The organism is Chryseobacterium sp. II3a, from assembly GCF_057815135.1.
Genome location: NZ_JBYPZJ010000005.1, coordinates 264,448 through 277,591, shown reverse-complemented (window position 1 = coordinate 277,591; position 13,144 = coordinate 264,448). Strand labels below are relative to the sequence as shown.

12 protein-coding genes and 1 pseudogene are annotated in these 13,144 nt (G+C 36.1%); 9 read left to right on the top strand and 4 right to left on the bottom strand.

Translation table 11 applies throughout. The features are described 5' to 3' along the window. Window positions 1–177 precede the first annotated feature (177 nt). From AC3HD6_RS14440 to AC3HD6_RS14425, 4 genes are all read left to right on the top strand, one after another. Complete coding sequence (locus tag AC3HD6_RS14440; RefSeq protein ID WP_488896976.1) at window positions 178–972, top strand: sulfite exporter TauE/SafE family protein; 795 nt, start codon at window positions 178–180, stop codon at window positions 970–972. 250 nt (window positions 973–1,222) lie between these two features. Then, a complete protein-coding gene (locus tag AC3HD6_RS14435; protein ID WP_488896975.1) occupies window positions 1,223–2,635 on the top strand; it encodes an MBL fold metallo-hydrolase in 1,413 nt (470 codons plus the stop codon). Window positions 2,636–2,647: 12 nt separating this feature from the next. Beyond that, window positions 2,648–3,211 (top strand): YeeE/YedE family protein, encoded by a 564-nt coding sequence (locus AC3HD6_RS14430; protein ID WP_488896974.1) that lies wholly within the window; start codon window positions 2,648–2,650, stop codon window positions 3,209–3,211. A 23-nt stretch (window positions 3,212–3,234) separates the two neighbouring features. Next, complete coding sequence (locus AC3HD6_RS14425) at window positions 3,235–3,723, top strand: DUF6691 family protein (protein ID WP_488896973.1); 489 nt, start codon at window positions 3,235–3,237, stop codon at window positions 3,721–3,723. Between the two features lie 63 nt (window positions 3,724–3,786). Here the strand turns inward: AC3HD6_RS14425 and AC3HD6_RS14420 are convergent, their stop codons facing one another. The 4 genes from AC3HD6_RS14420 to AC3HD6_RS14405 all read right to left on the bottom strand — a co-directional run bounded on the left by AC3HD6_RS14420 (window position 3,787) and on the right by AC3HD6_RS14405 (window position 7,534). Further along, complete coding sequence (locus AC3HD6_RS14420; protein ID WP_488896972.1) at window positions 3,787–5,187, bottom strand: TolC family protein; 1,401 nt, start codon at window positions 5,185–5,187, stop codon at window positions 3,787–3,789. Between the two features lies 1 nt (window position 5,188). Beyond that, a complete protein-coding gene (locus AC3HD6_RS14415; RefSeq protein ID WP_488896971.1) occupies window positions 5,189–6,346 on the bottom strand; it encodes an HlyD family secretion protein in 1,158 nt (385 codons plus the stop codon). Between the two features lie 6 nt (window positions 6,347–6,352). After that, window positions 6,353–6,715, bottom strand: a complete 363-nt coding sequence (locus tag AC3HD6_RS14410) for a DUF3302 domain-containing protein (RefSeq protein WP_488896970.1) — start codon at window positions 6,713–6,715, stop codon at window positions 6,353–6,355. Between the two features lie 213 nt (window positions 6,716–6,928). Next, window positions 6,929–7,534 carry a Crp/Fnr family transcriptional regulator gene (locus tag AC3HD6_RS14405; protein WP_488896969.1) on the bottom strand — a complete coding sequence of 202 codons (606 nt, stop codon included), beginning with the start codon at window positions 7,532–7,534 and terminating at the stop codon, window positions 6,929–6,931. 108 nt (window positions 7,535–7,642) lie between these two features. On the opposite strand from AC3HD6_RS14405, the gene AC3HD6_RS14400 reads away from it, so the two are divergent. The 5 genes and pseudogenes from AC3HD6_RS14400 (at window position 7,643) to AC3HD6_RS14380 (ending at window position 13,009) form a co-directional block, all read left to right on the top strand. Next, window positions 7,643–8,638 carry an isoaspartyl peptidase/L-asparaginase family protein gene (locus AC3HD6_RS14400; RefSeq protein ID WP_488896968.1) on the top strand — a complete coding sequence of 332 codons (996 nt, stop codon included), beginning with the start codon at window positions 7,643–7,645 and terminating at the stop codon, window positions 8,636–8,638. An 18-nt stretch (window positions 8,639–8,656) separates the two neighbouring features. Continuing rightward, window positions 8,657–9,223, top strand: coding sequence for a hypothetical protein (locus AC3HD6_RS14395; protein ID WP_488896967.1), 567 nt, complete (start codon window positions 8,657–8,659; stop codon window positions 9,221–9,223). Between the two features lie 12 nt (window positions 9,224–9,235). Then, entirely contained in the window at window positions 9,236–9,898 is a 663-nt protein-coding gene (locus AC3HD6_RS14390; RefSeq protein ID WP_488896966.1) for a copper homeostasis protein CutC, read from the top strand. 281 nt (window positions 9,899–10,179) lie between these two features. After that, window positions 10,180–10,542, top strand: a pseudogene (locus tag AC3HD6_RS14385) (GxxExxY protein); the annotation flags it as partial. Then, window positions 10,535–13,009 carry a beta-mannosidase gene (locus AC3HD6_RS14380; protein WP_488896965.1) on the top strand — a complete coding sequence of 825 codons (2,475 nt, stop codon included), beginning with the start codon at window positions 10,535–10,537 and terminating at the stop codon, window positions 13,007–13,009. The pseudogene AC3HD6_RS14385 and the gene AC3HD6_RS14380, both read left to right, overlap by 8 nt. Window positions 13,010–13,144: the final 135 nt, after the last annotated feature.

The following is a 13,144-nucleotide window of genomic DNA, read 5'->3' as shown; positions in this document are numbered from 1 at the left end:
TAATAAAAAACGCTCACATTCCCCTCCTCAGGAGGGGTGGCAAAGTTCAATGAATTTTTGACGGGGTGGTTAAAAAAGTAAACATAACAATATCTGCATTCAAAATTCTACTATGTAACAAAAGTAGCTGTACTTCTCTTCAAACAATTCCATTTTTGCATCAGAATAATTTGAATAATGGAAATCATAGGATATGCAGCATCTGTTTTAATTGGTGTTTCTTTAGGTTTAATTGGTGGTGGTGGAAGTATTCTGACGGTTCCTGTATTAGTGTACCTTTTCGGAATTGATGCTTTGCTGGCCACAGAATATTCGCTTTTTATTGTGGGGTTAAGCAGTGCCGTAGGTTCAATAAGTTATTTTAAAAAAGGACTGGTTAATTTCAAAGTGGCTTTGATATTCGGAATACCTTCCATTATCTCCATTTTTTTAACCAGAATGTATCTTCTCCCGCTGATTCCGGAAGAGCTGCTCAGTATAAAAGGGTTTACAGTAACCAAAAACATGTTTCTGCTGTTTATTTTTGCCTTTTTAATGATTCTGGCTTCTTATAAAATGATTAAGAATCCAACTTCTGAAGAAGTGAATGGTAATGATTTGAATAAAAATAAATCTTTACTGGCTGCCGGAGAAGGGACGATAGTAGGAATAGTAACCGGATTGGTAGGTGCTGGAGGAGGCTTTATGATTATCCCAGCATTGGTGAATCTCTTGAAAGTCCCGGTAAAAACGGCAATAGGAACTTCGCTGGTTATTATTTCTTTAAACTCTCTGATTGGTTTTTCGTCCTCTATCAACAATACAAGAATAGAATGGAGGTTACTTATATCCATTGCTGCTATTGCCATTATTGGAATTATCATAGGTTCACAAATCTCGAAAAAGATTGATGGCAAGAAACTAAAACCTGTCTTTGGATGGTTTATCCTGGTGATGGGAATCTATATTATTATCAAAGAAATATTTCTCTAAGCTTATAGAGTAAAGTAGAAAATATACTAAAATTTAAGTAATGCATAAGTTATTATGCAGTGCGCTTAAGTTTTTTATGAAGCGTGAAGTATATGTTAGTTACAATCAACTAAAGTGTTTAAAAAAATGTGCCTTTTGTGTTTAGAAAAAATAAATACTAGCCTGCACTCAAAGTTTTGTTATGTAACAAAAGTAGCTGTAGGGAAAAACAGAAACAAGGAAATTTGTATCAGAAAATAAAATATATAAGATGAAAATAGAACAGATATATACAGGATGTTTGGCTCAGGGTGCTTACTATATTACCTCAGCCGGAGAAGCCGCTATTATAGACCCTTTGAGAGAAACTCAGCCTTATTTGTATAGGTTAGAAAAAGACGAAGTAGAATTAAAATTCATTTTTGAAACTCATTTTCATGCTGATTTTGTGAGTGGGCATATTGATTTAAGCCAGAAAACAAACGCTCCCATCGTCTATGGACCTACAGCGAACCCTGAATTTGAAGCTGTCATTGCTGAAGACGGCCAGGTTTTTGAGATCGGAGATATTAAAATAAAGTTGATTCATACTCCAGGACATACTTTGGAGAGTTCTTGTTATGTGTTGATTGATGAACAAGGGAATGAAAAAGCCCTTTTCAGTGGAGATACTTTATTTCTGGGGGATGTAGGTCGTCCCGATCTTGCTCAAAAAGCAGCAGATATGACGCAGGAAGAACTCGCAGGACTACTGTATGATAGTTTGTATACTAAGATTTTACCCTTACATGATGACATTACGGTATATCCGGCTCATGGAGCAGGTTCTGCCTGTGGTAAAAATATGCAGAAGGAGACTGTTGATACATTAGGGAACCAAAAGAAAATAAATTACGCGCTTAATCAGAATAGTAAGGAAGGCTTTATTAATGCTGTAACGGAAGGCCTTTTTCCACCACCTGCCTATTTTGGAATGAATGTGATGATGAATAAAAAAGGATATCACAGCTTTGATGAAGTATTATCGAAAGGAATGCAGGCTTTTACTCCGGATCAGTTTGAGAAAATCGCAGAAACTTCCGGAGCCTTGATGCTTGATGTTCGAAATAATGGCGAATTTGCCAAAGGATTTATCCCGCAATCGGTCAATATAGGATTAGATGGGGATTTTGCACCTTGGGTAGGAGCGTTGATTGCAGATGTGAACCAACCTATCCTATTAATCACAAAACCTGGCGATGAAGAAGAAGCGGTAACCCGATTAAGCAGGGTAGGATTTGATCATATTTTAGGCTTTTTAAAAGGAAGTTTTGAATCTTGGAAGAGCATTGGAAAGGAAACAGATGCCGTGAATCGCATTTCTGCTGAACAGTTTGAAAAAGAAATAGCAGGCAGCGGTGTGAAAATTATTGATGTAAGGAAAGAAAATGAATATGCAGCAGAACATGTCAATGAAGCCTATAGCAAGCCTTTGGCTTATATTAATGAATGGATTAATGAAATTCATGCCGAGGAACATTTCTACCTGCATTGTGCTGGAGGATATAGAAGTATGATGGCAGCCAGTATACTTCAGGCAAGAGGATTCAGAAACTTTACAGAAATTGAAGGAGGTTTTAAAGCCATTGCTTCTACAGGGGTTCGCAAAAGCGATTTTGTATGCCAGACTAAAGTTTTAAAATAAAAGTATAAAAATATGTTGGAGATTATAAAAGAACCATGGCCGTGGTACATAGCAGGCCCTTTGATTGGATTAACTGTTCCTGCTTTATTGATATTGGGAAATAAATCCTTTGGAATCAGTTCTTCATTGAGGCATATCTGCGCTGCCTGTATACCAGCTAATATCAATTTTTTTAAATATGATTGGAAAAAAGAAGCCTGGAACCTGTTTTTTGTATTAGGAATTTTTATCGGAGGAATGATTGCCGCTAATTTTATGCTTAACCCGGCTGAAATTACAGTCAATCCCACTCTGAAAGCTGAGCTGGCAGGCTACGGAATTACAGATTATACCCATCTTGTTCCGGTACAGCTTATGAACTTTGAGAGTCTTTTGACTGTAAGAGGATTTGTCATGATGGTTGTGGGTGGATTTCTGGTGGGTTTTGGAACCCGGTATGCCGGAGGATGTACCAGTGGTCATGCTATTATGGGACTTTCCAATTTGCAGTGGCCATCTTTGGTGGCTACCATTTGCTTTATGATCGGTGGATTTTTCATGGCCAATCTTATTTTGCCTATGATCCTTTCTCTGTAGTATAATTGTTAAGAATAAAATCAATGATAAAAGAACAAGAACAAAATATCAGGCATCAGGATGCAGTTTGTACCAATGAAAGTACACTAAAACATTCCTGGTATCACAACTTAAAATATCTGGCAGCAGGAATTATATTTGGAATCATTTTCGTAAAAGCTGAGGTCATCAGCTGGTTCAGAATTCAGGAAATGTTTCGTCTGCAGTCATTTCATATGTATGGAATTATTGGGAGTGCTGTTTTAGTAGGCATGATTTCTGTGTGGTTGATTAAAAAATTCAAGATCAAAACAATTTATGGTGAACCTATAACGCTGGCTCCTAAGAAATTCAATAAAGGGCAGATTTATGGAGGATTGATCTTTGGTTTTGGTTGGGCCATTACCGGAGCCTGCCCCGGACCGCTTTTTGCCCAGATTGGAACAGGAGCTTTAGTGGTATCTGTCACCCTTTTAAGCGCAATTACCGGAACCTGGTTATATGGCTATTTTAGAGATAAACTGCCTCATTAATATTGAGTTATAAAACAATAAAGACTGCTGAAATAGAATCAGCAGTCTTTATTCAGTATAAAATTATGAAAATATGAAGTCTTTTGCTCCCAGGGCCATATAGAGGTTGATGCGTTCCATTCTGTTCTGAAGTTCCAGATTGATGAGATTCATCTCATTTTTTAGAAGATCCCGTTGCTTCCGGATCAAAACAAAACTGTTATTGGTTCCCACTTTTATTTGTTTTTGAGTGAGGCTAATATTATTGTTCAATTCATGAATAGCCTTTTGGTTGAAATTACTTTGCTTTTCAATAGAATTCAGATTAGCTGATGAGGATTCCACTTCATTCAACGCATTCAAGACAGCCCTTGAATACTCTTCAACAAGCTGCTTTTGCTGTGAATTTTTGATTTCCACATTCTTTTTAAGCTTTCCATTATTGAAGAGAGGAGAAACCAATCCACCGCCTACTCTAAGCAATGGGTTTGAGAATAAAGAGTTGATTGCTTCTACATTACTTCCCGCAGTCCCTAAAGAAGTATTTATATTAAGAGAAGGAAGCCTTGCTGCTTTAGCCTGTTGTACTTCATAAAAAGATTTTTCTATCTGAAAATGATATGCCTGTATATCAGACCTGTTTTCCAAAAGCTCTAATGGAAAAGAAGAAGGAATATTATTTTGTACAGGATTGAAAAAATTCTGTGTTTCCAGCTTTCCTTCAGGATATCTTCCAGTTAGAAGTTCAAGAGATCTTCTAGATTGGATATTGGCATTTCTGATCTTTTCAAGATATCCTTCCAGAGAAATAATTTCGGCAGAGATATTAGATAGATCCAATGCGTTAGCTGTTCCTACTTTTTTCTGAACCATATACAATTTCTCAAGTTCTTTTGTTTTCTGAATATAACCTTCAATCATATCCTTCTGAATGTTTCCGGCAATATTGAGATAATAGGCTTTAGCAATCATTGCAGCAATAGACTGATGCAACAGAGTATTTTTATGTTTGGCAGAAAAATAATCACTTGTACTCGCCATTTGTGCTGATTTATTTTTACCCCATAAATCAATTTCCCAATTGGCTTTCAACCCAATGCGCCGGATTTGGCTTTCGCTTACCAGATTATTAGATGTATTGGCAATCGCATTTACGCTTGGATAAAGATTACTTCCTGCAATTTCCATTGCCAGTTCAATTTGGTTAAGCTTTTCTTTAGCAATAATAATATCCGCATTATATACCATTCCTTCATGGATAAGTGCATCCAGTTGAGGCGTTTTAAGATCTTTAATCCATTCATAAGAAAGAGACCTTGCATTAGCATTTCTGTCAAAAATCCAGTCATCAGGAATGGTAATATGAGAGACCACTTCACTTTTTTCCTTGAGTTGATCAATATTCTCTTTCGTAGGCTCCTTATAACCTATGCATGAACCTAAACTTAAAGAAAGAATCCCTGCCAGTATTAATCTTTTATACATATTAATGAAGTTTAGGGATAATGAAGTTGATTTTACTGTTGATTCTTACCATTACCTTTCGGATAAGATGTAAAGGTTTGATATGATCTGAATAAATTACAGCCGTTCCTCTGGCTCCCACGGTCAATTGTTTTTGATCATCTTCCAGTATAAATTTAGCAATCAGTTTTCCATCTGTTTCCGGAAGCTGTCTTGCTGTATCCGGAAGTCCTGCTGTAGAGCCATTTCCACCCAGCATTCCACCTGCATTATTCATGATTCCCTGGCTGGTAGCATCAATCACATATTCAAGTTTCGCTTTAACGACTTTTCCCGGTTCTGTTTTAAGAGCAAGCTCCACTTCATCTCCGTTTTTTACAGACTCCAGTTCATTTTGTGCAAAAAATCCAATAACAGATTGTTGTTTCTGGATCAGGACAAAAGCAGATTTAAAAGGAGCCATGATAGCCCCTTCATTAAGCTGTACATTGGGAATAATACCATCTGTAGGAGCCAAAACTACAGTTTGAGACAGATTCCATTTCGCCTGATCAAGTTTTGCCTGAATCTCAGATACAGAAGAATTTTCTCCATTATAAGACGCATTAGATTTAGTTTCCAAAGATTGCCGCTGTGCTTGAGCTGCACTGATTCTAGACTGAAGGTCATTGACATTAGTTATTGCCTGTTCAAGATCAAACCTGTTAGCAGCACCAGCATCTACTAGTTCCTTATATTGAGCCATTCTTTTATTAGCGAGAGCCAACTGTGATTGCAATCCTGCAATATTTTTCTGATAGGCAGAAATATCCGCATTGTAAGAGCTTACAGTAGCTTTCATATTGCTGAGTTTTGCTTCCAGTGACTTAATTTCCTGTAGATAAGGCTCTCTGTCTAATACAAATAAAGTATCACCTTTTTTTACTTCCTGGTTGGTCTTCACATATACTTTTTTTACCTTTCCCAGCACCTGAGTGGTAATATCCACACTTCTGTTCCCAACTTTTACATCGGAAGTAATAGGACAATAGTAGTTTAGGCTTAATATTAAAGCAATAGATCCAAAAATAGGGAGAGAGTATACCACAACCTGAGTGGTGAATGTCCAGGGAATTAGTTTTAATTTTTTAATAAGCAGCCAGCAAATTCCGGCATATATAGCGATGAGTAATTCTAGCATAGGAGGTTAATTTTCAATTGTGTTAAGTGCTTCTTCAGATTCAGTATCATCTGAATCTTTTTTCTGTTCATTTTGATTGCCGTAATCATAATTCGCCCAGATTAAGGCAACCGGCCATAAAAGGCCTCCAAAAACAAGGGAAAGGAGGCACATACTTTTTATGGCGTTGAGCTGAGGATGCTTCTTTTTTTCGGCTACTTTCTCCGGATAAATGTGAACTTTCCAGAAAAGGTAAATCCCGGCAAAAGGTAAAACAAGTAGAATGAGCCAGGATGCAACATCAGCTATATGGTCTTCCATTCTGCCTGTAGATGCCTGAACAAAATTGCATGAAAGGAACAGGCAGAGAAGTACGGTTATTCTTTGCATAGTATAATTGTAATAGGATATAATAAAATGTAAAACAAGGTTGTAGCCAAGTCATTAATGAATGTTGGTCAGCCACTTTAGATTAAAAATAATTCTATACTCGTCAATTTTTTGTGAGTGATATTTTTCTCATTTTTGCTTTTAATTATTTGTGTAACAGTATTTTGAGTAAGCAAAAATAGACCGAATAAAGTGAGGAAAAGTATTCCTAAGTTATTTTTTTCTTTCGTTTCTTTTTTTATGAACTCTTGCAGTCATCCTTGAAAGAGAGTTGGGAGTAATACCCAGAAAATTAGCAATATACTTTCTATTGGCATTTTGAGAAGTGAAAGGGCGGGTTTCCAGAAAATCTTCATACCGTGAATGAGGAGAAGTGGAGCAAAATTGTTCAGTACGTACCTTTAGTGTGTTAATAATCTGTTTTAAAGATTTCAGATAGGCATTATAAATTCCTCTGTGCTGGAATGCCGCTTCTTCAAATTCAGTTTTGTTGAATAAGAAAATCTGTGATTCTATAACAGCTTCGATTGTATACTTTCTTTCACTTTCTCCTGAGAATGATTCCGGACTTTCCATAATGGCAGCCTCTTTTTCTGAGGGTAAAAAAAGATTCGTTTCAATACCGTTTTCATCATCAAAGAAAAACCTTAGTAATCCGTTGGAAAGGATAAATAATTGATTAAAAGACTGTCCTGGTCCTGCTAGTGTTTCTTTTTTTCGAAGAAGTCTGGGAGTGCTGATGCTTACCAAAACATTAATTTCCTCATCAGATAAATCCTGAAAGAAAACAATATTCCTGAAAGTTTTAAACGCATCCATTACAGCAGTAAAGATAACTAAAAATAGGATATCAATATTCGTTAAGCCAGACTAAGGATTTCAGAGAAGTTTTTTTTAGATTTGTTCATACTATAATTTTGATATACAATGAACAATAACCGAAGAACTTTTATCAAAAAACTGGGAATCGCTACAGCAGCACTGGCTGTAAATCCTTTGGACCTGATGGCTAAAGAATTACCTGAAAACAATACAGTTACCAATCAGCCTATCGTTCTGTCAACCTGGAATTTTGGACTCAAAGCGAATGAAGAAGCATGGACTATCCTTGGAAAGGGAGGAAAAGCATTGGACGCGGTTGAAAAAGGAGTTCGCCTTGTAGAACTTGATCCCAAAGAGAGAAGTGTTGGTTACGGTGGACGCCCAGACAGAGATGGTAGAGTAACATTGGATGCCTGTATCATGGATGATAATTACAATATCGGTTCAGTAGCTTGCCTTGAACATATAAAAAATCCTATTTCCGTAGCCAGAGCAGTAATGGAAAAAACACCTCATGTAATGCTCGTAGGAGATGGTGCTTTACAATTTGCCCTTTCTCAAGGCTTCAAAAAAGAAAATCTTCTTACCGAGGAATCTGAAAAAGAATGGAAAGAATGGTTGAAAACAAGTCAATATAAACCCATTGCCAACATCGAAAATCATGATACCATAGGAATGATTGCTCTTGATGCTCACGGAAATCTTTCCGGAGCTTGTACTACCAGCGGAATGGCTTTTAAAATGCATGGACGGGTAGGCGATTCTCCTATTATCGGAGCTGGTTTATTTGTAGATAATGAAGTGGGAGCAGCAACAGCAACCGGACATGGCGAAGAAGTGATCAGAACAGTAGGAACACATCTTGTAGTGGAATTGATGAGACAAGGAAGAAGTCCACAACAAGCCTGTAAAGAAGCGGTAGACAGAATTGTAAAGATCAACCAGAGAAGAAATAAAAACCTTAAAGATATTCAGGTAGGTTTTATCGCCATCAATAAAAAAGGAGAATACGGAGCATATTGTATCCAGGATGGATTTAACTTTGCCGTATACGACCAGAAAGGAAACCGCCTGGAAAAACCTGAATTTGCAGTGAAATAATAGGTATAGAAATAGAATATGAAAAGAATGATGATCGCCTCCCTGTTTTTAATAATAGGGTGTAAAGAAGAAAAGAAAGATGCACTAGCAACTCAACCAGAACCTGAAGTGAAGGAAAATGTTGTTACGGAAGCTAAACTCCAGGCAAATGAAGCAGAAGAAGTGGAAAAATGGCTGGAAAAAAGCATTGAAGACTACTTTAAATCAGATCTTGGTAACCTGGATAAGAATATGCAGAAAATAACCACCAAAGAATATTACGATTATAAAGGTGATGCCATGGGTGTTGATATGGACGTTGATGGAAGTCTTACAGAACAAGAGTTCAATGATAAATGGAAAGGAAAGTTTGATGCCAAAAAGGCAGGTGTAGGAGTAGGGTTCTTAATTGCAGGTCAGGATTGGGATAAAGTACAGGTAACAAAATGCCAGCTGATTTTTCAAAATGAAAATAGCTATTTGTTTGATGTAGTTCTTAATGATAAAGCACTAAAAGCTGTATATCCTATCAAAGTTAAGGTGAGTAAGGATCATAACTCTTTCTTGATTGCCGATGTGCTGCAAGATACTCCGGAGTTTAATTAAAATATAAGAAGAATGTCAAAAGTAGAAATAGCATGCTTTAATCCAGAATCAGCAATAATTGCCTTTGAAAATGGAGCGGATAGAATAGAACTTTGTTCAGGATTAAGTGAAGGAGGAACTACTCCTGATTTTAAAATTACAAAAGAACTAAGAGAGAAAATAAATATTCCAATATTTGTTATGATCCGCCCAAGAGGAGGTGATTTTACCTATTCGGATACTGAATTTGAGCAGATGAAAACCGACTTAACTACATTGAAATCATTGAATATTGATGGCTTCGTATTTGGTATTTTAGATGAAAATGATGAGGTGAATAAGGAGCAGAATAAGACCTTAGTTGAATTGGCTTCACCACTTCCTTGTACATTCCATCGTGCATTCGACAGGGCAAAAGGCCTGGAAGAATCTTTGGAAAAAGTTATTGAATGCGGTTTCACAACCATTCTCACTTCAGGTCAGAAGCCTAATGTATCTGAAGGAAAAGAAAATCTAAAAAAGTTAGTTGCTCTTTCCAATGGAAGAATTGAAATTCTTGTAGGTGGCGGGCTGAGGTCTTCAAACGTTGAAGGTATCAGAGAGGCTACAAAAGCGGGTTATTTTCACTCTTCAGCAATTACAGATGGTGGATCTTTTGCAAACCCTGATGAGGTGGTAGCCTTGAAGAATAAATAATTATGATGTACTTCATTTGTCGTTTCTCGGAATTACAAAATGATTGTTTTATAGAAATTAATTAAACGCAAAGTTTTTATCTAATAGGCTGTTATATTTTAAGGATGCTAAGTAAGGCGGCAAAGCCGCTGAATAAGCAGGTGGATAACATTCGCTTCATCAAAATCGATTGCAAATCGATTTCCTCTTAGCTCACTTAAAAGTAACACGTAATCAATATGAAAACTTTGCGTTTCAATAAAAATAAAACACACAAATGACCGAAAAACGAATTATCCTACAAAATAATAGGAGCGGCTATAGAAGTTCATAAAAACTTAGGTGTTGGCCTATTAGAAAGTGCATATGAAACAGCTTTAGCTTACGAATTAAGAACTTTAAACCTTAACGTAAAACAACAAGTTGCTTTACCATTACAATATAAAGAAATCTCGATAGAAAATGCATATAAAATTGATTTGATTGTAGAAGATAAAGTAATCATCGAAGTTAAGGCTGTCTTGGAATTACATTCTATTTTTAAGGCTCAGCTATTGACTTATTTAAAACAAACTAATATAAAACTCGGACTTCTTATTAATTTCAATAGTGAACTTATTAAATATGGAATCCACAGAATTGTAAACAAAATCATTGATGCGTAAAACTTTACTTTTTGCTTTCCTTTTTATTCAGAATATTCTTTTTGCACAGTACTCTGAAAGAAGCTTGTCTTCAGAAAACTGGCAGTTCAAAAACTCAAAAGATAAAAACTGGCTTCCGGCTAAGATTCCCGGGACGGTTCATCTGGATCTGATGAACCATAAGCTTATTCCGGATCCTTTTAAGGACGAAAATGAAAAAAAAGTTCAATGGGTGGAAAATGAAGATTGGGATTATCAAACCAATTTTGATATTTCATTCAAAGAATTTGATTACGACAATATTGATCTTGTTTTTAATGGATTAGATACCTTTTCGGAGATTTATCTTAATGGGAAATTGCTGAAGAAAACAGATAATATGTTCAGAACCTGGGAAATTCCAGTGAAAGAATATTTGAAACAGGGAACAAATTTATTACAGGTAAAGTTTAAATCTGCGGTCAATGAAGGAAAAGAGCTGGCAAAAAAGGTTCCGTTCGCTATGCCGGAATCACCGCGAAGCTTTGTAAGAAAAGCACAATATCAGTTTGGCTGGGATTGGGGTCCAAGATTAGTAACAGCTGGAATTTGGAAAGATGTAAAACTGGCATTCTGGAGAAATGCAAAGGTTAATCATATTCAGGTTGAGCAAAAGTCATTTACTGATTCTTTGGCTCAGGTATCATTTAATATGAACATTTTCGCTGAAGAAGAAGGAGAGTACTTTACATGGTTTAACCTCAATAGAGGCATGCATAAATTTCATCTTAATAAAGGTTTTAACACAATTAGACTTCCTTATAATATCAAAAATCCCAAGAGATGGGAGCCTAATGGAAGAGGAAAACCTACTGTATATGCCACGAAGATTTCCTTATACAAGAAAGGAGGACGAATCATTAGAGATATCAATGTTACGTATGGTTTGAGAGATATTGAACTTATTCAGGAAAAAGATGAAAAAGGTAAATCTTTTTATTTTAAAGTTAACGGAAACCCATTATATATCAAAGGAACAAACTGGATACCTGCAGACAGTTTCTCTCCGAGGATTACGAAGGAAAAATATCAAAAACTAATTAAGGCTGCCAAAGAAGCGAATATGAATATGATCCGGATTTGGGGCGGCGGGATTTATGAAGATGAAGAGTTTTACAAAGCCTGCGATGAAAATGGGATTTTGGTGTGGCAGGATTTTATGTTTGCAGGAAGTTTTTATCCGGCAGATAATGAATTTCTGGAAAATGTAAAGGAAGAAGTGAAAGACCAGGTCAAAAGGCTTCAAAATCACCCGTCCATTGCATTATGGTGTGGAAATAATGAAATTGATGAAGCCATTGTCAATTGGGGATATCAGAAACAGTTTAAATACTCAAAAGCAGATTCTTTGCAGGTCTGGAAAGATTATAAAAAGCTTTTTCATGAAGTTATTCCTAATACATTGAAGGAAAATCTTACTTCAGATAAAAATAAATACTGGCCAAGTTCTCCATCCATAGGATGGGGGCATAAAGAAAGTCTTACAGAAGGAGATTCTCATTACTGGGGCGTTTGGTGGGGTGAGCAGCCTTTCGAAATGTATAATGAAAAAGTAGGTCGCTTCATGTCTGAATATGGTTTTCAGGGAATGCCAACTTTAAGCACTACAAAGTCAATGTTTTCCGGAGTTTCTGATTTGGATTTACAAAACCCGACTATTAAAGCCCATGAAAAACATGCAAGAGGTTGGGAGATCATCAATAAATATATGGAGCGGGACTATCCAATACCAACAGGTTTTGTGAAGTACAATTATATTTCCCAATTGCTACAGGCGAAAGGAATGCAGATAGCAATAGAAGCCCACCGTAGGGCAAAACCCTATAATATGGGAACATTGTATTGGCAGCTTAATGATTGTTGGCCAGTAGTATCATGGTCGTCCATTGATTATTTGGGGAATTGGAAAGCTTTTCACTATCAGGCAAAAAGAAGTTTTGAGCCTATATTGATCTCTGTTGCTGAAAATAGTAAAGCTTATGAAATCTATCTGATTAATGATGTATTGAAAGAGATAAAAGCTGATATAAAATTTGAGCTCATTGATTTTGAAGGAAAACAGCTATGGAAATCTTATATTAATAAAGAGTTGAAGGCTGATGTAAGTGAGAAAATTTTGAGTATTAAGAAAGCTGATCTGGTAAAATTTGATGTATCGAAATCTGTTTTGAAAATAAGTTCAGACAGTGAAGATGTGAAGCTTGAAAAGCTTTTCTTTCTCGCAAGACCTAAAGATTTGAAACTCTCAAAACCTAATATTACCATTAAAAAGATATCCTCAACAGAAATTGAAATCTCAACAGATGTTTTGGCAAAGGACGTATACCTGATCGGGGATACTCATTTCAGTGATAACTTCTTTGATTTGTTACCAGGTGCTTCAAAAAGAATTATCCTTTCGAAATCTTTGGATAAGGTTGAGGTAATGAGTTTGTTTGATACCTTTTAAAATATAGGAGAATAAATTATCCAAAAGAGGATATAAGTACATGAGTTTTACTATTGTGATTAAATATCTGCGAAATCCGAACAATCTGCGAGAGATTTTTTTACTTCTTTAGATTCGTATCTGGCAGAAACTCTA

Excerpts from the sequence above, each read along its gene's own strand:
- AC3HD6_RS14395 (WP_488896967.1), top strand. The coding sequence starts at position 8,657 with ATGAAAAGAATGATGATCGCCTCCCTGTTTTTAATAATAGGGTGTAAA.
- AC3HD6_RS14405 (WP_488896969.1), bottom strand. The coding sequence starts at position 7,534 with ATGGATGCGTTTAAAACTTTCAGGAATATTGTTTTCTTTCAGGATTTA.
- AC3HD6_RS14410 (WP_488896970.1), bottom strand. The coding sequence starts at position 6,715 with ATGCAAAGAATAACCGTACTTCTCTGCCTGTTCCTTTCATGCAATTTT.
- AC3HD6_RS14390 (WP_488896966.1), top strand. The coding sequence starts at position 9,236 with ATGTCAAAAGTAGAAATAGCATGCTTTAATCCAGAATCAGCAATAATT.
- AC3HD6_RS14430 (WP_488896974.1), top strand. The coding sequence starts at position 2,648 with ATGTTGGAGATTATAAAAGAACCATGGCCGTGGTACATAGCAGGCCCT.
- AC3HD6_RS14400 (WP_488896968.1), top strand. The coding sequence starts at position 7,643 with ATGAACAATAACCGAAGAACTTTTATCAAAAAACTGGGAATCGCTACA.
- AC3HD6_RS14380 (WP_488896965.1), top strand. The coding sequence starts at position 10,535 with ATGCGTAAAACTTTACTTTTTGCTTTCCTTTTTATTCAGAATATTCTT.
- AC3HD6_RS14425 (WP_488896973.1), top strand. The coding sequence starts at position 3,235 with ATGATAAAAGAACAAGAACAAAATATCAGGCATCAGGATGCAGTTTGT.
- AC3HD6_RS14435 (WP_488896975.1), top strand. The coding sequence starts at position 1,223 with ATGAAAATAGAACAGATATATACAGGATGTTTGGCTCAGGGTGCTTAC.
- AC3HD6_RS14415 (WP_488896971.1), bottom strand. The coding sequence starts at position 6,346 with ATGCTAGAATTACTCATCGCTATATATGCCGGAATTTGCTGGCTGCTT.
- AC3HD6_RS14420 (WP_488896972.1), bottom strand. The coding sequence starts at position 5,187 with ATGTATAAAAGATTAATACTGGCAGGGATTCTTTCTTTAAGTTTAGGT.
- AC3HD6_RS14440 (WP_488896976.1), top strand. The coding sequence starts at position 178 with ATGGAAATCATAGGATATGCAGCATCTGTTTTAATTGGTGTTTCTTTA.